This is a genomic window from Aeromonas sp. WP2-W18-CRE-05 (assembly GCF_014168615.1).
Lineage (GTDB): Bacteria > Pseudomonadota > Gammaproteobacteria > Enterobacterales > Aeromonadaceae > Aeromonas > Aeromonas caviae.
Genome location: NZ_AP021917.1, coordinates 4,840,375 through 4,862,500, shown reverse-complemented (window position 1 = coordinate 4,862,500; position 22,126 = coordinate 4,840,375). Strand labels below are relative to the sequence as shown.

Below are 22,126 nucleotides of genomic sequence, written 5' to 3'. Positions count from 1 at the left end.
AGCCCTTCGGGGTGACTGCGTACCTTTTGTATAATGGGTCAGCGACTTACATTTTGTAGCGAGGTTAACCGTATAGGGGAGCCGTAGGGAAACCGAGTCTTAACTGGGCGTCTAGTTGCAAGGTGTAGACCCGAAACCGGGTGATCTAGCCATGGGCAGGTTGAAGGTTGAGTAACATCAACTGGAGGACCGAACCCACTAACGTTGCAAAGTTAGGGGATGACCTGTGGCTGGGGGTGAAAGGCCAATCAAACTCGGAGATAGCTGGTTCTCCCCGAAAGCTATTTAGGTAGCGCCTCGGACGAATACTACTGGGGGTAGAGCACTGTTTGGGCTAGGGGGTCATCCCGACTTACCAACCCCATGCAAACTCCGAATACCAGTAAGTAATATCCGGGAGACACACGGCGGGTGCTAACGTCCGTCGTGAAGAGGGAAACAACCCAGACCGCCGGCTAAGGTCCCAAAGTTCTGGTTAAGTGGGAAACGATGTGGGAAGGCTCAGACAGCTAGGATGTTGGCTTAGAAGCAGCCATCATTTAAAGAAAGCGTAATAGCTCACTAGTCGAGTCGGCCTGCGCGGAAGATGTAACGGGGCTCAAACCAGGCACCGAAGCCGCGGATTCACACTAAGTGTGAGTGGTAGGGGAGCGTTCTGTAAGTCTGCGAAGGTGTATCGAGAGGTATGCTGGAGATATCAGAAGTGCGAATGCTGACGTAAGTAACGATAAAGGGGGTGAAAAGCCTCCTCGCCGGAAGACCAAGGGTTCCTGTCCAACGTTAATCGGGGCAGGGTGAGTCGACCCCTAAGGTGAGGCCGAAAGGCGTAATCGATGGGAAGCAGGTTAATATTCCTGCACGACTTGTAATTGCGATGGGGGGACGGAGAAGGCTAGGTGGGCCAGGCGACGGTTGTCCTGGTGAAAGTGCGTAGGTGGTGTTTCTAGGCAAATCCGGAGACACAACACTGAGACACGAGACGAACGCACTACGGTGCGGAAGCCATTGATGCCCTGCTTCCAGGAAAAGCCTCTAAGCTTCAGATTACAAGTCATCGTACCCCAAACCGACACAGGTGGTCGGGTAGAGAATACCAAGGCGCTTGAGAGAACTCGGGTGAAGGAACTAGGCAAAATAGAACCGTAACTTCGGGAGAAGGTTCGCTCTTGATGGTGAAGTCCCTTGCGGATGGAGCTGTCGGGAGTCGCAGTGACCAGATGGCTGGGACTGTTTATCAAAAACACAGCACTCTGCAAACACGAAAGTGGACGTATAGGGTGTGACACCTGCCCGGTGCCGGAAGGTTAATTGATGGGGTTAGCGCAAGCGAAGCTCTTGATCGAAGCCCCGGTAAACGGCGGCCGTAACTATAACGGTCCTAAGGTAGCGAAATTCCTTGTCGGGTAAGTTCCGACCTGCACGAATGGTGTAACCATGGCCATGCTGTCTCCACCCGAGACTCAGTGAAATCGAATTCGCCGTGAAGATGCGGTGTACCCGCGGCTAGACGGAAAGACCCCGTGAACCTTTACTACAGCTTGGCACTGAACATTGAACCTACATGTGTAGGATAGGTGGGAGGCTTTGAAGGCGTGACGCCAGTTGCGCTGGAGCCGTCCTTGAAATACCACCCTTGTATGTTTGATGTTCTAACGCAGGGCCCTGAATCGGGCTCGCGGACAGTGCCTGGTGGGTAGTTTGACTGGGGCGGTCTCCTCCCAAAGAGTAACGGAGGAGCACGAAGGTTGGCTAATCCTGGTCGGACATCAGGAGGTTAGTGCAATGGCATAAGCCAGCTTAACTGCGAGACGGACAGGTCGAGCAGGTACGAAAGTAGGTCATAGTGATCCGGTGGTTCTGAATGGAAGGGCCATCGCTCAACGGATAAAAGGTACTCCGGGGATAACAGGCTGATACCGCCCAAGAGTTCATATCGACGGCGGTGTTTGGCACCTCGATGTCGGCTCATCACATCCTGGGGCTGAAGTCGGTCCCAAGGGTATGGCTGTTCGCCATTTAAAGTGGTACGCGAGCTGGGTTCAGAACGTCGTGAGACAGTTCGGTCCCTATCTGCCGTGGGCGTTGGATGATTGAAGGGAGTTGCTCCTAGTACGAGAGGACCGGAGTGAACGAACCTCTGGTGTTCGGGTTGTCACGCCAGTGGCACTGCCCGGTAGCTAAGTTCGGAATCGATAACCGCTGAAAGCATCTAAGCGGGAAGCGAGCCCTGAGATGAGTCATCCCTGACCCCTTGAGGGTCCTAAAGGGCCGTTGGAGACCACAACGTTGATAGGTGGGGTGTGTAAGCGTAGCGATACGTTGAGCTAACCCATACTAATTACCCGTGAGGCTTAACCATACAACACCCAAGAAGTGTTCAGAGACTTGTAGCAGATACCGAGAACGAATAACTAAATCAGCTTTTTCAGATTGAAGATTTTTGCCTGGCGGCAATAGCGCAGTGGAACCACCTGACCCCATGCCGAACTCAGAAGTGAAACGCTGTAGCGCCGATGGTAGTGTGGCATTCGCCATGCGAGAGTAGGACACTGCCAGGCACCCAATTTTAGATTACGCATTGAGCGTGGTCTTTACCGGTTAGTGTGCTGATATGGCTCAGTCGGTAGAGCGCATCCTTGGTAAGGATGAGGTCCCCAGTTCGATTCTGGGTATCAGCACCATTAAATAAGAAAGCCTCCCAATCGGGAGGCTTTTTTGTATCTGCTTTTCAGGCCATCCATCGCAAATTGCAGTCCTGCAATGTCGCACCTTCTTGTTGCTGACATATCCTCCCTTTCTATCCCGTATGCTTTTCGGGCGGCGCTTCTCTATTAAAGGGATCCGGGCTAAGTTGTGGATTGGCAAAGACAACCACGCTTTCGAAGGGGAAAGAACATGCTGATTAGGAATGTGCGTCTGGCGGGCAGGGAAGGGATGTGGCAAATCCTCTGTCAGGGAGGCGTGATCCGGGCCATTGAGCCCATGAGCACTCAGCTGCTCTCTGCCCGCGAGCTTGATGGTGAGCAAGGCCTTGTCATCCCCCCCTTTATCGAACCGCACATTCACCTCGATACCACCCAGACGGCTGGCGAGCCGAGTTGGAACCTCTCCGGCACCCTGTTTGAGGGGATCGAGCGTTGGGCCGAGCGCAAGGCGCTGCTGACCCATGAGGATGTGAAACAACGCGCCATCCAGACACTGAAATGGCAGATTGCCAACGGCATCCAGTTCGTGCGGACTCACGTGGATGTTTCCGACCCCAATCTGGTCGCCTTGAAGGCGATGCTGGAGGTGCGGGAGGAGATGAAGGAGTGGGTGGAGCTGCAGATAGTGGCCTTCCCACAGGAGGGGATCCTCTCCTACCCCAACGGCAAGACGTTACTTGAAGAGGCTCTCAAACTGGGCGCCGACGTGATAGGCGCCATCCCCCATTTCGAGTTCACTCGGGAATATGGGGTCGAAAGTCTGCACTACGTTTTCGATCTTGCAGAGAAATATCAGGTTCTGGTGGATGTGCATTGCGACGAAATCGATGACGAACAGTCCCGTTTTATCGAGACGCTGGCAACCCTGGCCTACGAGCGCGGTATTGGCCATCGGGTGACCGCCAGCCACACCACCGCCATGCACTCCTACAACGGAGCCTATGCCTCGCGGCTGTTCCGGCTGCTCAGGATGGCGGACATCAACTTCGTCGCCAATCCGCTGGTGAACATTCACCTGCAGGGGCGCTTCGACAGCTATCCCAAGCGTCGTGGCATCACCCGGGTGAAGGAGATGCTGGAGGCGAACATCAACGTCTGCTTCGGCCACGACGACGTGTTCGATCCCTGGTATCCCATGGGCACGGCCAACATGTTGCAGGTGCTGCACATGGGGCTGCATGTCTGCCAGATCATGGGCTATGAACAGATCAACGACAGTCTCAAGCTCATCGGCAACCACAGCGCCCGCACCCTGAACGTGCAGGATCGCTACGGCATCGAGGTGGACAAGCCCGCCAACCTGCTGATCCTTCCTGCTGAGAATGGTTTTGATGCGGTGCGCCGCCAGGTGCCGGTGCGTTATTCCATCCGCCATGGCAGAGTCATCGCCGATACTCGCCCGGCTGAGACGACCCTCCACCTTGTGAATCCAGAACGGGTAGACTTTCGCCGCTAGGGTCTAGCCGGGTCGATTAATTGCCCGGCTGTCCCCTGCTGTCGAGATTTTGCATAATGCCAACCTGACACTCTTGGAGCCTGCTTGATGCAAACCTGGTTATTTGTCGCTGTCGGAGGCGCCTTCGGTGCCTGCCTGCGCTTTGGCATCGCCGAGCTGATGGCCTGGCTGCTGGGACGCCACTTTCCCTATGGCACCCTGGTGGTCAACGTGGTGGGTTCCTTCATCATGGGGATTGCCTATGCCTTGATCAGCCATGGTCACGTGGTGGAACACCCGATGAAGCCATTGCTGATGGTGGGTATCCTCGGCGCCTTGACCACCTTCTCCTCCTTTGCCCTCGACACGGTCATGCTGGCCCAGCAAGGGGCCTATCTGAAGGCGCTGCTCAATATCGGTCTCAATCTGTTCCTCTGTCTGGCCATGGTCGTGCTGGGTATGCAGTTGGTCGCAAGCCGGGTTTGAGGTGTCCGCACGCCATCGGCTCTGGTAAACTGGCGGCCATTCTTTGCTCTATGGGTATTTGAGGGATGTCGGAACAGACTACTACTACGCATTTTGGCTATAAAACCGTGGCAGCGACCGAGAAGGAAACCCTGGTCGCCGGTGTCTTCCATTCGGTAGCGGCCAAGTATGATCTGATGAACGATCTGATGTCGTTCGGCATCCATCGCCTCTGGAAGCGCTTTACCATCGACTGCTCCGGCGTCCGCAAGGGCCAGAAGGTGCTGGATCTGGCTGGCGGCACAGGGGATTTGACCGCCAAGTTCTCCCGCATCGTGGGTGAGACCGGCCAGGTGGTCCTGGCGGACATCAACGACTCCATGCTGAAAGTGGGCCGCGACAAGCTGCGCAACCTGGGGGTGGCCAACAACGTTTCCTACGTGCAGGCCAACGCCGAGGCGCTCCCGTTCCCGGACAACCATTTCGACGTCATCACCATCGGCTTCGGCCTGCGCAACGTCACCGACAAGGACAAGGCGCTTGCCTCCATGTTCCGGGTGCTCAAACCGGGTGGCCGCCTGCTGGTGCTGGAGTTCTCCAAGCCGGTGAGCGAAGTGATCGCCAAGCTGTATGATCTCTACTCCTTCAAATTGCTGCCGAAAATGGGCGAAATTGTCGCGAACGACAGCGAAAGTTACAAATACCTGGCGGAATCCATCCGCATGCACCCGGATCAGCAGACCCTGGCAGGCATGATGGAGAATGTCGGGTTCGAACAGGTCGAGTTCTACAACCTGACCCAGGGCGTGGTTGCCCTGCACCGCGGTTACAAGTTTTAAGGTCGCCTATGCCGATGGATGCCATGGTCACCGCGGTGATCGAAACCAGCCTCAACCAGTTGCTGGCCCTGGACAAACAGAGCCCGGAGCGGTTGCGCAAGTTGACGGGCAAGGTACTCAAACTGGAGCTGCGCGAGCTCAAGCCGCTCTGGTTTGTCTTCTCGGAGCGCCGTCTGGATGTGCTGGCCAGGTTTGAAGGGGAGGCGGATGCGGTGCTGAGTCTCTCCCTGACCGCCCTCGGCCTGCTCAAGGAGCCTTCCGCCCTGACCCGCTACATCCGCGAGGAGAAGCTGGACCTGAGCGGTGACCCCCAGCTGGTGCAGGCATTCAGCGCCCTGCTTGGCGAGCTCGATATCGACTGGGAAGAGGAGCTGTCCCGCTACACCGGCGACGTGGTGGCCCACACCCTGTGCAGTGGTGCCCGTCAGGCTCGCCGTTTTGTGGGGCGAGAGTTGTGCCGTTCCCAGCGTCAAGTGGCCGAGTATCTGACCGAGGAGGCGAGGCTTGCCCCGGGTCCGCTGGAAGTGGCGAGCTTCAATGACGATGTCGAAGAGCTGGCCCAACAGATGAAGGCGATCGAGTTGCGGCTTGCCCGCCTCGAACAGCAGGTGAGCTGATGACCCCGAAGGAGTTCAAACGCCTCTATCGCATCGTCAGCATCCTGCTGGAACAGGGCATCGACGAGCTGGTACCCGCCCGTTATCAGCCCTGGCCTGGCCGTCTGGCCCGTCGCAGTCTGTTCTGGCTCAAGAACAAGCAACAAGGCATGAGCCGTGGCGCCCGCATTCGCCTCGCCTTCGAGGCCCTGGGTCCCATCTTCATCAAGTTCGGCCAGATGCTCTCGACCCGCCGAGACCTGCTGCCCCCTGACATTGCCGAAGAGCTGGCCCTGCTGCAGGACAGGGTGCCTCCCTTCTGTGGTCAGGCCGCCCGTCGCCAGATTGAAGAGAGCCTGGGTTGCCCCGTCGAGACCCTGTTCGATGACTTCGACGAGACGCCGCTGGCGTCCGCCTCCATCGCCCAGGTGCACACCGCCCGGTTGAAGGAGAACGGCCGCGAGATCGTCATCAAGGTGATCCGTCCCGATATCGAGCCGGTCATCGAGGCCGACCTGCGCCTGATGCAGGCCCTGGCCCGTCTGGTGGCCCGTTTCGTGCCCCAAAGCGGACGACTGCGCCCCGTCGAGGTGGTGGAGGAGTATCGCAAGACCATACTCGACGAGCTCAACCTGATGCGCGAAGCGGCCAACGCCATCCAGCTGCGCCGCAACTTCACCGGTTCCGAGGCGCTCTATGTGCCCGAGGTGTTCACGGACCATTGCCGTGAGCAGGTGCTGGTGATGGAGCGGATCTACGGCATTCCGGTCTCCGACATTGCCGCGCTGGAAGCCAACGGCACCAACATGAAGCTGCTGGCCGAGCGCGGAGTGGAAGTGTTCTTCACCCAGGTGTTCCGCGACAGCTTCTTCCACGCCGACATGCACCCGGGCAACATCTTCGTCTCTTTCGAACACCCCGAGAATCCGCTCTGGATCGGCATCGACTGCGGCATCGTCGGCACCCTCAACCGGGAAGACAAGCGCTACCTGGCGGAGAACTTTCTCGCCTTCTTCAACCGCGACTACCGCCGGGTAGCCGAGCTGCACGTGGAGTCCGGCTGGGTGCCGCCCGATACCAAGGTGGACGAGTTCGAGTTCGCCATCCGCACCGTGCTGGAGCCCATCTTCGAGAAACCGCTCTCCGAGATCTCCTTCGGCCACGTGCTGCTCAATCTGTTCAACACCGCGCGCCGCTTCAACATGCAGGTGCAGCCGCAGCTGGTGTTGCTGCAAAAGACCCTGCTCTATGTGGAGGGGCTGGGGCGCCAGCTCTACCCGCAGCTCGATTTGTGGCAGACCGCCAAGCCCTACCTGGAGAACTGGATGCACGAGCAGGTCGGCCCCAAGGCGGTGTGGAATGCCATCAAGGAGAAGGCGCCGTTCTGGGCGGAGAAACTGCCGGAGCTGCCGGAGCTGGTCTATGAGACCCTGCGTCAGGCCCGCCATCAGCAGCACCACTTCGACCAGATGTTTGCCGATTTCCGTCGCCACAGTCGCCGTCAGGGGCAAGCCCGCTACCTCTTAGGGGTTGGAGCCAGCCTGCTGCTTGCGGGTGTATTCTTGCTGACCCAGAAACAACACATTGAGTGGGGACAAATCAGCCTCGCCGGCGCCGGGTTATGCTGGCTGCTGGGTTGGTTGCGAACCCGTTCCCATTAAATAACCTGCGCCATCGGGCGCCTATCCGGAGAGAAAGTCATGGGTGGTATCAGTATTTGGCAGTTGTTGATCATCGCAGTCATCGTCGTGCTGTTGTTCGGCACCAAGAAATTGCGCGGTATCGGTGGCGATCTGGGCGCGGCGGTCAAGGGGTTCAAGAAGGCGCTCTCCGATGAGCCGGCCGACACCAAACTCGAGCAGAAAGATGCCGAGTTCCCGACCAAGCAGTTGAACGAGACGGCCAGCAACGCCGAAGCCGCCAAGCAGAAAGACAAAGATCAGGCCTAAGCCATGTTCGACATCGGTTTTTGGGAACTGGTCGTCATCGGCGTCGTCGCCCTGGTGGTGCTGGGTCCTGAGCGGTTGCCGGTCGCGATCCGCACCGCCAGCCACTGGATAAGGCTGATCCGCAGCACCGCCAACTCGGTCAAGGCCGAGCTGGAACAGGAGCTCAAGTTGCAGGATCTGCACAACGATCTGAAGAAGGCCGAACGGTTGCAGATGAACAACCTGAGCCCCGAGCTGCAGGAGTCCATCGAGCAGTTGAAAGCGGCCGCCCAGTCGGTGAATCGTCCCTATCAGGGGGAGAACGAGATCCGCCCGCCTCGGGAGCCCGCCCAGGCTGAGCCAGCCACTCCGGTGGCGGCCCCGGCGCCCACCCCAGAGGTGCCACCGGTCAACAGCCAGCGAGAGAGCGAGCCTGTGCCCGCCAGCGAGTCCGCAGCCAAAGGGGAGGTGAAGCCATGAGTCAGGCAGAACAACCCCTCATCAGCCATCTGGTGGAGCTGAGAACCCGTCTGCTGCGCGCGATCTCCGCCATCCTGCTGGTGTTCATCGCGCTCATCTACTTCTCCAACAACATCTACGACTTCGTGGCCCAGCCGCTGCTCAGCCAGTTGCCGGCAGGCACCAGCATGATAGCGACGGATGTGGCGACGCCCTTCATCACGCCCATCAAGCTGACCCTGGTGGTCTCCTTCTTCGTGGCGATCCCCTATCTGCTCTATCAGGCCTGGGCTTTCATCGCACCCGGTCTGTACCAGCACGAACGGCGGCTGATCCTGCCTCTGGTGGCCTCCAGCGCCGTGCTGTTCTATGCGGGGATGGCGTTCGCCTACTACGTGGTGTTCCCCCTGGTGTTCGGCTTCTTCACCAGTACCGCCCCCGCCGGGGTGACGGTGGCGACTGACATCGCCAGCTACCTGGACTTCGTGCTGACCCTGTTCTTCGCGTTCGGGGTGGCGTTCGAGATCCCGGTGGCCACCATACTGCTCTGCTGGACCGGGGTAACCACCCCCAGGAGCCTGAAGGAGAAGCGCCCCTACGTCATCGTCGGGGTCTTCGTGGTCGGTATGTTGCTGACGCCGCCCGATGTCTTTTCCCAGACCCTGCTCGCGATCCCCATGTGGGGCCTGTGGGAGATAGGTCTGTTCTTCGCCCGCTTCTACGTGAAGAAAGAGGACGAAGAGCAGCAACAAACGGAAGAGGGGAGCTGAGGCTCCCTTCCTCTTTTCATGCATCCGTTCGAGGCGTATGGTAAGGCCCCATCGAGTAGATGGTTTTCAAATGCCTGATATGCACCTCGTTTGTCCGGAACCCCTGACTCCATGATCGACATCGGTTTGAACCTGACCAGCAGCCAGTTCGCAGGCGAACAGGCCGACCTGGTGGAACGCGCGCGCGCCGCCGGGGTGGAAGCCCTGATCCTGACCGGCACCGATCTGGCCGGTAGCCGCGAGAGCGCCGCATTGGCCGCCCGCTGGCCTGGTTACTGCTTCTCCACCGCCGGGGTACATCCCCATGATGCCAAGAGCGCCGATGAGGCGACCCTGCCCGCCTTGCGCGAACTGGCGGCTCTGCCCCAGGTGGTGGCCATCGGCGAATGCGGTCTCGACTACAACCGGGACTTCTCCCCCCGCCCGGTGCAGGACGCGGTGTTTGACGCCCAGCTGGCGCTCGCCGCCGAGCTCGGGATGCCGGTGTTTCTCCACTGCCGCGATGCCCATGACAAATTCGTCGAAATCCTGCGCCCCTGGTTGCCCCGCCTGCCGGGGGCCGTGCTGCACTGCTTCACCGGCTCCGACGCCGAGCTGGACGAGTGCCTGGCGCTGGGGCTGCATATCGGGGTGACCGGCTGGCTCTGTGACGAGCGCCGTGGCCAGCTGCTGCGCGAGCAGGTGGCCCGCATTCCGGCGGGTCGCCTGATGATAGAGACGGACGCCCCCTACCTGGTGCCAAGGGATCTGAAACCCAGGCCCAAACGCAACGAACCCGCTTTTTTGCCGCACATCGCCCAGGTGGTGGCGGCCTGCCGTGGTGAAGCGCCCGAGGCCTTGCTGGCCCATACCCGGGCCACCTCCGCCGCATTCTTCCAACTTCCGCTTTTGGAGTGATTCATGGCCACAACTCTTCCGGGGGCCTTCCCGGGCCGTCGCCTGCGCCGGGTGCGCAAACATGACTTCAGCCGCCGCCTGGTGCGCGAGAACGTACTGACCGTCGACGATCTCATCTATCCCGTGTTCGTGCTGGAGGGAGAGGGTCAGCGAGAGGCCGTTGCCTCCATGCCGGGGGTGGACAGGCTCTCCATCGATCTGCTGCTCGAAGAGGCCGCCGAACTGGTGGCCCTGGGTGTGCCGGCGGTGGCCCTGTTCCCGGTGACGCCGCTGGAGAGAAAGAGTCTGATGGCGGAAGAGGCCTACAACCCGGATGCCCTGGCCCAGCGGGCGACCCGTGCCCTCAAGGCTCGCTTCCCGGAGCTCGGGGTTATCACCGATGTGGCGCTCGACCCCTTCACCACCCATGGCCAGGACGGCATCATCGATGACGAAGGCTATGTGCAGAACGACATCACCACCGAGATCCTGGTGAAGCAGGCGCTCTCCCATGCCGCCGCCGGGGCCGACATGGTGGCACCGTCCGACATGATGGACGGCCGCATCGGTGCCATCCGCGCGGCGCTGGAGGAGAATGGCTTCGTCAACGTGCAGATCATGGCCTACTCCGCCAAGTACGCCTCCCACTACTACGGCCCGTTCCGTGATGCGGTGGGCTCCGCCGCCAACCTCGGCAAGAGCAACAAGGCCACCTACCAGATGGACCCGGCCAACGGCAACGAAGCCCTGCACGAGGTGGCCCTCGACATCGCCGAAGGGGCAGACAGCGTCATGGTCAAGCCGGGCATGCCCTACTTGGACATCATCCGCCGGGTGAAGGATCAGTTCGGCGTGCCGACCTTCGCCTATCAGGTGAGCGGCGAGTACGCCATGCACATGGCGGCGATCCAGAATGGCTGGCTCAAGGAGAAAGAGTGCGTGATGGAATCCCTGCTCTGCTTCAAGCGGGCCGGGGCTGATGGCATCCTCACCTACTTCGCCAAGCGGGTCGCCCAGTGGTTGAAAGAGGACGCCCGACGCTGAGGCGGGGAGTGTCCATGCCCTCACAATGCCGGCCCTCGGGCCGGCATTGTCGTCTCTGGCAGATGAAGTGCTGGTTTTATGAACAAAATGCCTGAAAAAGTGGGCAACAAGCCCGTCTCTTGGCGGCAAAGGCTTGATAAATGGGGTTTCTGCCTACATCTTAGATGGTCCAAGCAGGCTTCTGGACGGCAGGGGCTGCAGAGCATTTAGAGGTACCGCAGATGACTAACCCTTTGCTGACAATGGACTCGCTGCCTCCCTTCAGCCAGATCCAGCCCGATCAGGTGCAACCTGCCGTGACGCAGGCCATCGCCGATTGCAAACAGAAGATTGAGGACGTGCTGGCCCAGAAGGAGCCTCACACCTGGGACAGCCTGATCGCCCCGCTGGAAGAGGTCAACGACCGCCTCTCCCGGATCTGGTCCCCCATCAGCCACCTCAACGCCGTGCAGAACAGCGAGGCGCTGCGGGCGGCTCACGATGCCTGCCTGCCGCTGCTGTCCGAATTCCAGACCTATGTCGGTCAGCATGAAGGGCTCTATCAAGCCTATCTGGCCCTCTCCGAGAGCGATGACTTCCCCCGGCTGGATGATGCCCAGCGCAAGGAGATCCTGAACACCCTGCGCGATTTCCGCCTCTCCGGCATCGGTTTGCCTGCCGAGGCGCAGCAGCGCTACGGCGAGATCCAGGCCCGCCTCTCGGAGCTCGCCTCCCGTTTCAGCAACAACGTGCTGGACGCGACCCAGGGCTGGCACAAGCTGGTGACCGACGAGGCCGAGCTGGCCGGTCTGCCCGCGAGCGCCCAGGCTGCCGCGCGCCAGATGGCCGAACTCAAGGGCAAGGAGGGGTGGCTGTTCACCCTGGACATCCCCTCCTACCTGCCGGTGATGATGTACGCCGACAGCCGCGCCCTGCGTGCCGAGCTGTATGAGGCCTTCACCACCCGCGCCTCCGACCAGGGCCCCAACGCCGGCAAGTGGGACAACTCCGCCATCATGACCGAGTTGCTCACCCTGCGCCGGGAGCTGGCCCGACTGCTGGGCTTTGCCAACTATGCCGAGCTCTCCCTCGCGACCAAGATGGCGGACAAGCCGGAGCAGGTGGTGGACTTCCTCACCGACCTGGCTGCCAAGTCCCTGCCCCAAGGCAAGGCGGAGCTGGAGGAGATCCGCGCCTTTGCCGCCGAGCAGCACGGTCAGGACGAACTGGCGGCCTGGGATCTTGCCTATTACGCAGAAAAGCTCAAACAGCACAAGTTTTCGGTCTCTGATGAGCAGTTGCGTCCTTATTTCCCCGCCGGTCGGGTCGTGAAGGGGCTGTTCGAGGTGGTCAAGCGGGTGTTCGGCATGAAGGTGCGCGAGCGTCTCGGCATCGACACCTGGCATCCGGACGTGCGCTTCTACGACATCTTTGACGCCGATGACGAGCTGCGCGGCAGCTTCTACCTGGATCTCTATGCCCGCGAGCACAAGCAGGGCGGCGCCTGGATGGATGTCTGCCTGGGTCGCCGCTACCGTCAGGACGGCTCCCTGCAAAAGCCGGTGGCCTACCTGACCTGCAACTTCAACGGCCCGGTGGACGGCAAACCGGCCCTGTTCACCCACAACGAAGTGGTCACCCTGTTCCACGAGTTCGGCCACGGCATTCACCACATGCTGACCCGCATCGATGTGGCCGGCGTGGCCGGCATCAACGGCGTGGCCTGGGATGCGGTGGAGCTGCCGAGCCAGTTCCTCGAGAACTGGTGCTGGGAATCCGAGGCGCTGGCCTTCATCTCCGGCCATTACGAGACCGGGGAGCCGCTGCCCGCCGATCTGCTGGAGAAGATGCTGACCGCCCGCAACTTCCAGGCGGCGATGCAGATGCTGCGCCAGCTGGAGTTCGCCCTGTTCGACTTCCGTCTGCACCAGACCTTTGACCCGACCAGAGCGGATCAGATCCCTGCGCTGCTGGCTGAGGTGCGCAGTCAGGTCGCCGTGATGACGCCTCCGGCGTTCAACCGCTTCCAGCACAGCTTCTCCCACATCTTCGCGGGCGGCTACGCGGCGGGCTACTACAGCTACAAGTGGGCCGAGGTACTCTCTGCCGACGCCTTCTCCCGCTTCGAGGAGGAGGGGATCTTCAACCCGGCCACGGGCCACTCCTTCCTGAAGAACATTCTGGAAAAGGGCGGCTCCAGGGAGCCGATGGAGCTGTTCCGTGCCTTCCGTGGCCGGGAGCCCCAGGTGGATGCGCTGCTGCGTCACAGTGGTATCGCTGCGTGAGGTCCCGCCGCCACAGTGAGCCTCGATTGGATGAGCTGCCGCGCCACTGCGGGAGCTTCAAGCAGGTACACATTTGCGGCATAGTGGGATCGAAACGTGATTTTTGATAGAAAAAGGGACCTTTTGGTCCCTTTTTCCAAGCCTTTTTAATATCTTGCGGAGTGCATGTTTGCACTGTCCCCGCCTCTTCAGTAGAGTCGGGTTCTACCTTCCAGGGAGAGAAAGAACCTTGCCATGAGGCGAGCACTCGAGTCTGTCTATCAAATCATCTCCAGCCTGTCTCATTCGAGTGGTCAGGGATATTTTGATGCCTTTGTGAGTGAAATCGCCAACGCGGTGGGGGCTGACTTCGTCCTGGTGTCCGGCAAGGAGCAGGCGGGTCTGTTCTTTACCGTGCATGCCGCCTATCCCGCCTCCCTCGACATCAACGCCTACAGCTTCCCCCTCGCCGACACTCCGGGGGAGATCGCCATGCAACAGGGTGAAGCCTGGTTCAGCGATCGCACCCGCCAGCTGTTCCCCCACGCCGCCGTGCTGGAGCGCTGCGAGGTGAGAGCCTATGCCGGCGTCGCGCTCAAGAACGCCGAGGGAGAGACCATCGGCCTGTGCAGCGTCATGTTCAAGCGGGCCATGCCGAGAATGGAGAAGATAGTGGGCCTGCTGCGTCTGCTGGCCCCGCTCGCCGGTCGTGAACTGGCGCTGATGTATCAGCAGCGCCAGAGCCAGGAGCAGCCGGCGCAACCGGAACATCACCACTTCCTGGACACCATGATGTCCCATGCGCCCGTGGGCATCGGCAAGGTGGATCTGGGCGGCAAGATCCTCTGGGCGAACCCGGCCATCGAGAAGATGCTCGGCTACAGCCAGGAGGAGCTGCAACAGCTCACCGTCGCCGAAATCAACCATCCGGACGATTGGCAGACCAGTATTGCGCTCTACGACGCCCTCAAGCGGGGAGAGCGTCCCGCGTTTACCCAGGAGAAGCGTTATCTCCATCGGGATGGGACCGTCCTGTGGGGACGGGTGACGGTGACCCTGATCCGCAACGAGCAGATGCACCCCGACTATCTCATGGTGGTGCTGGAGAACATCGATCCCATCAGGCGCCATGCGGAGCAACTCAAGCTCTCCCACCGGGTCTATGACAACCTATCCGAAGCCATTCTGGTGTGCGATGCCGACAGTCGCATCATCTCGGTCAATCCGGCCTTCGAGAAGATCACCGGTTACAGCGAGGAGGAGGCGTGTGGCCAGCGGCCCAGCATGCTGAAGTCCGGACTGCACGATCAGACCTTCTATGCGGACATGTACCACGCGCTGGAGCGGGTGGGGATCTGGCGTGGGGAGGTGTGGAACAAGCGCAAGAACGGCAAGCTCTATCCCCAGCAGCTGATGATCAGCGCCGTGCGGGAAGGGGGCAAGATCAGCCAGTACATCGCCATCTTCAGCGATCTGTCCCAGACCAAGCTGGCGGAGCAGAAGATCGCCGCCCAGGCTAACTACGACAACCTCACCGGCCTGCCCAACCGCTGGCTGTTCGGTCGCTGTCTGGCCCGCTTCTGCGAGCGGGGGGAGCGCTTCGCCCTCATGGTGCTCGACCTCAACAACTTCAAGGCGGTCAACAACAGCATGGATCACCATGTGGGCGACGCCCTGCTGCGGGAGGTATCGGACCGGCTGGTGAGCCGGGTGCGCACCGAGGACCTGGTGGCCCGCATCGGCGGCGACGAGTTTGCCTTCCTGGTGCCCGGCATCGTCAACCGCCGTCAGGCCGAGGTGTTTGCCAAGCAGGTGATCGGCGGCTTTGCCCGTCCCTTCATGCTGGCCAACCAGCACCTCTATGTGACCGCCACCCTGGGGATCACCCTCTGTCCCAATGACGGCGGCGACAGCGACGAGCTCTTGCGCAATGCCGAGCAGGCCCTGTTCGTCGCCAAGCGCCAGGGACGCCCCCTCGGCACCTACAACGCCTCCATGCGGGAAGAGGTGAGCCAGCGCCACCAGATGCAGCACGATCTGGCGGAGGCCATCAAGCTGGGCCAGCTGACCATGGCCTACCAGCCCATCTGGGACAACCGCAGCGGCCGGGTCGCCAAGCTGGAGGCCCTGGTGCGCTGGTATCACCCCCACTGGGGTCAGGTCTCACCGGCGGATTTCATCCCGCTGGCGGAAGAGGCGGGGCTCATCCAGGGGCTGGGTGCCCTGGTGCTGTGGCAGTCTTGCCGGGATCTGGCCAGATTGCAGCAGTCCGGCTTCCCGGATCTGCAGATGTCCATCAACCGCTCCACCCTGGAATTCCAGACCATAGACCCGGAGGCCAACGAGTGGCTCAGGGTGATCCGCCACTTCGAGCTGGATCCGGCGGACATCATCATCGAGATCACCGAATCTCTGCTGATGGAGACCAGCGATCAGCACAGGGTGCGGATCGATGCCCTGCGCGAGGCGGGCTGCAAGCTGGCCATCGACGACTTCGGCACCGGCTATTCGGCACTGAACTACCTGCGTACCTTCCCGGTGGATCTGGTGAAGATCGATCGCTCCTTCGTGCGCCATATTCCCTTCAACGAGCAGGACCGTCTGCTGCTCGACGGCATCATCAACATCGTGCACAACCTCGGCATGCAGGTGGTGATCGAAGGGGTGGAGACCCGGGAGCAGCTCAATTTCCTCTGCCAGAAGGGGTGCGCCTTCACCCAGGGGTATCTGCTCAGCCGCCCGCTGCCCTTCGACGATCTGACCGAGTACCTGAGTCTCAACCGTCAGGGAATGAACTTGGCGAATCTGACCACGGTGAGCTGACCCCCCGCTTCTGCTATCATGCCGGCTTCTGCGCCGTGATGAGTCCATGTTATGCCCCATATTCAGGTTTTCAGTGAAGTGCCCGCCCGCGATGGCGAGCTCGACGCCCTGCGCCAGCGCCTTGCCGACGTGGCGTTTCCCGCTCCCTTCGCCCTGGTGCTGACCGAATCGCGGTTGGAGCTGCGCAAGCTGGACGAACCCAAGCTGGGGGCCGTCTATGTGGACTTCGTGGAAGGGGCGGTGGCCCATAGGCGCAAGTTCGGTGGCGGGCGCGGCCAGTCCATCGCCAAGGCGGTGGGATTGAAGTCGGGAGCCATGCCGACCGTGGTGGATGCCACCGCCGGGCTCGGGCGCGATGCCTTCGTGCTCGCCTCCCTCGGCTGCAAGGTGACCCTGATCGAACGCAGCCCCGTGGTGGCGGCCCTGCTCCAGGACGGTCTGACCCGGGCGGGGCAGGATCCCGAGATAGGCCCCTGGGTGCGCGAGCGGATGCAACTGCTGCAAGGCCCGGCGGTGGAGACCCTGCTGGCGCTGACCGAGCGGCCGGAGGTCATCTACCTGGATCCCATGTTCCCCCACAAGCAGAAGTCGGCGCTGGTGAAAAAAGAGATGCGGGTGTTCCAGTCCCTGGTGGGAGCGGATCTCGACGCGGATGCCCTGCTGCCGGCGGCGCTCAGGATGGCTGACAAGCGGGTGGTGGTGAAGCGGCCCGACTATGCGGGCTGGCTCAACGAGCACAAGCCCAGCATGGCCATCGAGACCAAGAGCAACCGCTTCGACGTCTATGTGATGGCGGCGCTGGCGAGTTGAGTGGCGACTGGCAGGGAATCTGAGCGTCAAACGAAGAGGGCCAACCTGATCAGGTTGGCCCTCTTGCTATTCATTGGCTGCGGGGTGGGGCGAAGTGGATCCGCTTTTCTTCCCCTTGCCAGACGAGTTCCAGGGTCGCCAGGTCCGCCAGGCTGAGGCGCTCAGCGCGCTCCAGCAGCAGATATTCGACTCCATCGCTGGCTTCTATGGTGCGGATCCTGTCCGCCCAGGTTCGTCCATCCCGGTCGGTGATCGTGACGGGCAGCTGCCAGCTGGCGGCGATCTCCAGCCAGTCGTACAGGTCACAGCTGACGGGTTGGTAATCGGCCATGGGGTGTGCGCCTCAGGCTTCCAGCAGCCGGGTGGACCAGCCCATCTTCTGCTGGCGCTCCACCTCGAGGCGCAGCTCGCTGGCGCGCAGGTAGTGTTCGTCCAGCCAACCCTTGGGCAGGGTCAGGGTCAGGGCATCTTCATCGGCTTGCAGCATGAACCTGGGCACAGTGCCCTGGGTCCGGCGCATGCAGAGGATGAGGGAGATGCGCAGGATACGGGCCAGCCGGATCGCCTGGCGACCGGTGACGGCACCCTGTTTCTCCAGTGGCTCCAGCTTGAATTCATCCCGCTGGTTGAACAGCAGGGCCGACAGCAGCTTCTTCTGCGCGGGGGTGAAGCCCGGCATGTCGATGTTGTCGATGATGTAGGCAGCGTGCTGCGGCGCCTTCTTGTACTCGATGCACAGACCGATTTCGTGCAGCAGGGCTGCGTAGCGCAGGATCGGGCGACCATAGCGCTTGGAGAGGCGCCAGGCCGGCTGCAACTGGGTGAACGCTTCGATGGCGGTGTCGCGGACCCGCTCGGCGTGCTCCTTGTCGAGCTGGTAGCGGCTGATCAGGCTGTCGGCGGTGCGATCCCGGGCATCACAGTCGTGATTGTTGCCGAGCAGGCCGTAGATGAGCCCTTCACGCAGTGCACCACCCGCCAGGGTCATGCTCTCGATGTCGAGGGTCTCGAAGATGGCGATCAGGATGGCGAGACCGGAGGGGAACACGGTCAGCCGTTCGGCCGCCAGCCCTTCGAGCTGCAACTTATCGAGTCTGCCGCAGGCGATGGCCTGACCCATCAGCTCTTGCAACTTGGGCAGGGTGACCCGCTCGCTCTTGCCCTGGGCCAGCATGATCTCCTGCAGCGCCTGGACGGTGCCGGAGGCGCCGACGCAGGTGCGCCAGCCGAGGAAACGGTAGTCCGCAGCCACTTTCTCCAGTACCGCCTTGGCGGCGGCAATGGCCTGGTTGAAGCGCGCCTCGGAGAGCTCGCCATCACCGAAGTGGTTGTTGAGCCAGGTGACGCAGCCCATGTGCAGGCTGTTGAGCAGCTTGGCTTCGCTCTGCTCGCCGATCACCAGCTCGGTGCTGGCGCCGCCGATGTCGATCACCAGCCGATTGCCTTCCCCTGCCGACGTCCAGGAGACTCCTTCATAGATGGTCTTGGCTTCTTCCTCGCCCGAGATGATCTCGATGCTGTGGTTGAGCACCCGTTCCGCTTCGCTGATGAATTCGTCGACGTTGGTGGCCAGGCGCAGGGTGGCGGTGCCCACTACCCGGATGTTGTCGGACGGGATGTCCTGCAACTGCTCGGAGAAGAGGCGCAGACAATCCCAGCCCCGCTCCATGGCGGCACGGTTGAGGCGAAAATCGGCATCGAGGCCAGCGGCGAGGCGTACCTTGCGCTTGACCTTGGTGACGGTGCGCAGGGCACCGGCGACCTCGCGCACCACCAGCATGTGAAAGCTGTTGGAGCCGAGGTCGATGGCGGCATAGAGAGGCGAGTTGTGCAACTTGGCCGATCCCTCAGTTCTTGCGGGGGAGACGACGACGGTTGTTGCTGTTGCCACCGCCCTGGCGATCCCGCATGTTGCGGTTCACCGGCTGGCGGTTGCGGAACACCCGTTTTGGCGCGGTGACGTCATCCAGCAGCGCCTCGCGGTCATACTTGCTGACCGGGATGGGGTGGTGGATGTACTCCTCGATGGCCGGCAGGTTGAAGGCATAGTCTTCACAGGCCAGGCTGATGGAGTGACCGCTTCTGCCGGCGCGGCCGGTACGACCGATGCGGTGGACATAGTCTTCGGCATCATCGGGCAGGTCGTAGTTGAAGACGTGAGTCACGTCGGGGATGTGCAGACCACGGGCGGCCACGTCGGTGGCGACCAGGATATCCAGGGTGCCCTTGGTGAACTCTTCCAGGATCTTCATCCGCTTCTTCTGCGGCACGTCGCCGGTCAGCAGGCCGACGCGGTGGCCGTCGTTCTCCAGCCAGGCGTGAACGTCTTCACAGACGTGCTTGGTGTTGGCGAAGACGATGGCTTTCTCGGGCCACTCCTCTTCCATCAGGGAGAGCAGCAGCAACATCTTGTCTTCGTTGGAGGGGTAGAAGAGCTCCTCCTTGATCCGCACGCCAGTCATCTGTTCCGGTTCGACCTGTACATGTTCCGGGTGGTTCATGTGTTCATAGGCCAGCTCCTGCACCCGCAGGGAGAGGGTGGCGGAGAACAGCATGCTCAGACGCTCGGTGGCGGGGGGCATGCGGCGGAACAGGAAACGGATGTCCTTGATGAAGCCCAGATCGAACATGCGATCCGCTTCGTCCAGCACCACGACCTGGATGTTGCCGAGATCGATGACCTTGGACTTGAAGTAGTCGATGATGCGACCCGTGGTGCCGATCAGGATGTCGACGCCCTGTTCCAGCACGGCCAGCTGCTTGTCGTAGCCTTCGCCACCATAGGCGAGACCGAGCTTGAGCCCGGTGGAGGCGGACATGCTCTCTGCATCGTTATAGATCTGGACGGCCAGCTCCCGGGTCGGGGCCATGATGATGGCGCGGGGCTGGTTGACGAGGCGCGGCCTGGTCAGCGGATGGGTCAGCAAATAGTTGAATGTCGCCGCCAGGAAAGCCAGGGTTTTGCCGGTCCCCGTCTGGGCCTGACCGGCAAGGTCATGACCTTCAACCAGCAGGGGCAGGGACAGTGCCTGGATGGGCGTACAATAGTGAAATCCCTTTGATTCCAGACCAGCCAGAACTTCGGGTTCGAGGCCCATTTGGGCGAATTTTTCGGTCGTTAGATGTGTTTTGCTCATGGCGGTAGGTTATCAGGTTAGGCTTGCAATAATAAACAGGATCATTTCAAATAGGGCAACTATTGCCTTTGTTGAACCATCAATAAAGCCTTAATTACTGACTGGAGTTGGAGATGAGTGACAAGATTGTTCAGCTGAGCGATGCCAGCTTCGAGGCCGATGTAATCAACGCCGACAGCCCTGTTCTGGTCGATTTCTGGGCCGAATGGTGTGGACCGTGCAAGATGATTGCCCCGATCCTGAACGAAGTTGCTCAGGAATATGAAGGTCGCGTGACCGTGGCGAAATTGAACATCGATCATAACGCCGACACTCCGCCCAAGTACGGCATTCGTGGTATCCCGACCCTGCTGCTGTTCAAGAATGGTGAAGTGGCAGCGACCAAGGTCGGCGCCCTGTCCAAGACCCAACTGAAAGAGTTCCTGGACGGCAACCTGTAATAATCAAGAAGGAGCGCATTGCAATAATGCGCTCCTTGTGTTTTATCACCTAGACGCTCACCCTGATTGGTGCTAGTTTATCGCTCGTTTGCTAACCTTTTTGCCTGACTCTTTGCTTAACTACCAGCCTGGCAAGTCAAATCCGATCAGCATCAATCCAGCAGACTGTCTCCTCATTTCAATCCTTGCTTACAGACTTTCACCACTATGAATCTGACTGAACTTAAGAACACTCCTGTGTCCGAGCTGGTCCAGCTTGGCGAATCCATGGGGTTGGAAAATCTGGCTCGGGCGCACAAGAAAGACATTATCTTTGCAATCCTCAAGGCGCACGCCAAGGGCGGCGAGGATATCTTTGGCGACGGTGTGCTGGAAATCCTGACCGACGGTTTCGGTTTCCTGCGCAGTGCAGACGGCTCTTATCTCGCTGGTCCGGATGACATCTATGTCTCCCCGAGCCAGATCCGCCGCTTCAACCTGCGTACCGGCGATACCATTTCCGGCAAGATCCGGCCGCCGAAAGAGGGCGAGCGCTATTTCGCCCTGCTCAAGGTCAACGATGTCAACTACGACCGTCCGGAAAACTCCCGCAACAAGATCCTGTTTGAAAACCTCACTCCCCTGCACGCCAACGAGCGTCTGCGCATGGAGCGTGGCAACGGTTCCACCGAAGACATCACCGCCCGTGTACTGGATCTGGCATCCCCGATCGGCAAGGGCCAGCGCGGTCTCATCGTTGCACCGCCCAAGGCCGGTAAGACCATGCTGCTGCAGAACATCGCCCAGAGCATCGCCTACAACCACCCGGATTGTGAGCTGATCGTGCTGCTGATTGACGAGCGTCCGGAAGAAGTGACCGAGATGCAGCGCATGGTGAAGGGCGAAGTCATCGCCTCCACCTTCGACGAGCCGGCCTCCCGTCACGTCCAGGTCGCCGAAATGGTGATCGAGAAGGCCAAGCGTCTGGTCGAGCACAAGAAGGACGTGGTGATCCTGCTGGACTCCATCACCCGTCTGGCCCGCGCCTACAACACCGTCATCCCGTCTTCCGGCAAGGTGCTGACCGGTGGTGTGGACGCCAACGCCCTGCACCGTCCGAAGCGTTTCTTCGGTGCGGCGCGCAACGTCGAAGAGGGCGGCAGCCTGACCATCATCGCCACCGCGCTGATCGATACCGGCTCCAAGATGGATGAAGTCATCTACGAAGAGTTCAAGGGTACCGGCAACATGGAACTGCACCTCTCGCGCAAGATTGCCGAGAAGCGCGTCTACCCGGCCATCGACATCACCCGTTCTGGCACCCGCAAGGAAGAGCTGCTGACCGCCCCGGACGAGCTGCAGAAGATGTGGATCCTGCGCAAGATCATTCACCCCATGGGCGAGATCGACAGTATCGAGTTCCTCATCGACAAGCTGGCTGCGACCAAGACCAACGACGAGTTCTTCGACTCCATGAAGCGTCAACAGAAGTAACAGCCTCTTCAATGACAAAACCGCGGCCCAGGTCGCGGTTTTTGTTTATCTATTTCACGGCTGGCTTAGTAGTATGAAGCCTC

The 22,126-nt window shown here is 60.7% G+C and carries 18 protein-coding genes, 1 tRNA gene and 2 rRNA genes (1 of these 21 cut by a window edge); 18 read left to right on the top strand and 3 right to left on the bottom strand.

Annotated elements, in window-relative coordinates:
- The 16 genes from H7R73_RS22775 to H7R73_RS22700 form a co-directional block, all read left to right on the top strand.
- Positions 1–2,359: ribosomal RNA gene (locus H7R73_RS22775) — 23S ribosomal RNA — on the top strand; it begins 530 nt to the left of the window's first position.
- 84 nt (positions 2,360–2,443) lie between these two features.
- Positions 2,444–2,558 (top strand): 5S ribosomal RNA (rrf, locus tag H7R73_RS22770).
- 47 nt (positions 2,559–2,605) lie between these two features.
- Positions 2,606–2,681 (top strand) — tRNA-Thr (locus tag H7R73_RS22765).
- Between the two features lie 214 nt (positions 2,682–2,895).
- Complete coding sequence (locus H7R73_RS22760; protein WP_103261021.1) at positions 2,896–4,161, top strand: cytosine deaminase; 1,266 nt, start codon at positions 2,896–2,898, stop codon at positions 4,159–4,161.
- Between the two features lie 87 nt (positions 4,162–4,248).
- Entirely contained in the window at positions 4,249–4,626 is a 378-nt protein-coding gene (crcB, locus tag H7R73_RS22755; protein WP_103261020.1) for a fluoride efflux transporter CrcB, read from the top strand.
- 65 nt (positions 4,627–4,691) lie between these two features.
- Positions 4,692–5,444 carry a bifunctional demethylmenaquinone methyltransferase/2-methoxy-6-polyprenyl-1,4-benzoquinol methylase UbiE gene (gene ubiE, locus H7R73_RS22750; RefSeq protein WP_039041078.1) on the top strand — a complete coding sequence of 251 codons (753 nt, stop codon included), beginning with the start codon at positions 4,692–4,694 and terminating at the stop codon, positions 5,442–5,444.
- A gap of 8 nt (positions 5,445–5,452) precedes the next feature.
- Positions 5,453–6,061: a ubiquinone biosynthesis accessory factor UbiJ gene (locus H7R73_RS22745; RefSeq protein WP_029313421.1), complete on the top strand. Its 609-nt coding sequence runs from the start codon at positions 5,453–5,455 to the stop codon at positions 6,059–6,061.
- A complete protein-coding gene (gene ubiB, locus H7R73_RS22740; protein WP_010672357.1) occupies positions 6,061–7,701 on the top strand; it encodes a ubiquinone biosynthesis regulatory protein kinase UbiB in 1,641 nt (546 codons plus the stop codon). Before H7R73_RS22745 ends, ubiB begins: the two co-directional genes overlap by 1 nt.
- A 39-nt stretch (positions 7,702–7,740) precedes the next feature.
- Positions 7,741–7,989 (top strand): Sec-independent protein translocase subunit TatA, encoded by a 249-nt coding sequence (gene tatA, locus H7R73_RS22735; protein WP_041214160.1) that lies wholly within the window; start codon positions 7,741–7,743, stop codon positions 7,987–7,989.
- Between the two features lie 3 nt (positions 7,990–7,992).
- Positions 7,993–8,448: a Sec-independent protein translocase protein TatB gene (gene tatB / locus H7R73_RS22730; protein ID WP_103261019.1), complete on the top strand. Its 456-nt coding sequence runs from the start codon at positions 7,993–7,995 to the stop codon at positions 8,446–8,448.
- Positions 8,445–9,197: a twin-arginine translocase subunit TatC gene (gene tatC, locus H7R73_RS22725; protein ID WP_010672360.1), complete on the top strand. Its 753-nt coding sequence runs from the start codon at positions 8,445–8,447 to the stop codon at positions 9,195–9,197. The genes tatB and tatC overlap by 4 nt, the downstream gene beginning before the upstream one ends.
- A gap of 111 nt (positions 9,198–9,308) precedes the next feature.
- Complete coding sequence (locus H7R73_RS22720; protein WP_103261018.1) at positions 9,309–10,094, top strand: TatD family hydrolase; 786 nt, start codon at positions 9,309–9,311, stop codon at positions 10,092–10,094.
- Positions 10,095–10,097: 3 nt separating this feature from the next.
- Positions 10,098–11,117 carry a porphobilinogen synthase gene (gene hemB / locus H7R73_RS22715; RefSeq protein WP_039041081.1) on the top strand — a complete coding sequence of 340 codons (1,020 nt, stop codon included), beginning with the start codon at positions 10,098–10,100 and terminating at the stop codon, positions 11,115–11,117.
- Positions 11,118–11,338: 221 nt separating this feature from the next.
- Positions 11,339–13,381 carry an oligopeptidase A gene (gene prlC, locus H7R73_RS22710; protein ID WP_042864699.1) on the top strand — a complete coding sequence of 681 codons (2,043 nt, stop codon included), beginning with the start codon at positions 11,339–11,341 and terminating at the stop codon, positions 13,379–13,381.
- A 234-nt stretch (positions 13,382–13,615) separates the two neighbouring features.
- Complete coding sequence (locus tag H7R73_RS22705; protein WP_103261016.1) at positions 13,616–16,183, top strand: putative bifunctional diguanylate cyclase/phosphodiesterase; 2,568 nt, start codon at positions 13,616–13,618, stop codon at positions 16,181–16,183.
- A 51-nt stretch (positions 16,184–16,234) separates the two neighbouring features.
- Complete coding sequence (locus H7R73_RS22700; RefSeq protein ID WP_010672365.1) at positions 16,235–16,993, top strand: class I SAM-dependent methyltransferase; 759 nt, start codon at positions 16,235–16,237, stop codon at positions 16,991–16,993.
- Positions 16,994–17,063: 70 nt separating this feature from the next.
- Here H7R73_RS22700 and H7R73_RS22695 read toward each other — a convergent pair whose 3' ends face one another.
- Genes H7R73_RS22695 through rhlB form a run of 3 tightly spaced genes read right to left on the bottom strand, consistent with a single transcriptional unit; the run spans position 17,064 to position 20,130 of the window.
- Entirely contained in the window at positions 17,064–17,324 is a 261-nt protein-coding gene (locus H7R73_RS22695; RefSeq protein ID WP_041214156.1) for a Rho-binding antiterminator, read from the bottom strand.
- A 12-nt stretch (positions 17,325–17,336) separates the two neighbouring features.
- Entirely contained in the window at positions 17,337–18,827 is a 1,491-nt protein-coding gene (gene gppA, locus H7R73_RS22690; RefSeq protein ID WP_182951421.1) for a guanosine-5'-triphosphate,3'-diphosphate diphosphatase, read from the bottom strand.
- A 13-nt stretch (positions 18,828–18,840) separates the two neighbouring features.
- Positions 18,841–20,130, bottom strand: a complete 1,290-nt coding sequence (rhlB, locus tag H7R73_RS22685; RefSeq protein WP_103261015.1) for an ATP-dependent RNA helicase RhlB — start codon at positions 20,128–20,130, stop codon at positions 18,841–18,843.
- Positions 20,131–20,243: 113 nt separating this feature from the next.
- On the opposite strand from rhlB, the gene trxA reads away from it, so the two are divergent.
- Together trxA and rho are read left to right on the top strand one after the other, a co-directional pair.
- The gene (gene trxA / locus H7R73_RS22680; protein WP_010672369.1) at positions 20,244–20,570 is read left to right on the top strand and encodes a thioredoxin TrxA; all 327 of its coding nucleotides are present in this window, start codon (positions 20,244–20,246) and stop codon (positions 20,568–20,570) included.
- A 207-nt stretch (positions 20,571–20,777) separates the two neighbouring features.
- Positions 20,778–22,043, top strand: a complete 1,266-nt coding sequence (rho, locus tag H7R73_RS22675; protein ID WP_010672370.1) for a transcription termination factor Rho — start codon at positions 20,778–20,780, stop codon at positions 22,041–22,043.
- Positions 22,044–22,126: the final 83 nt, after the last annotated feature.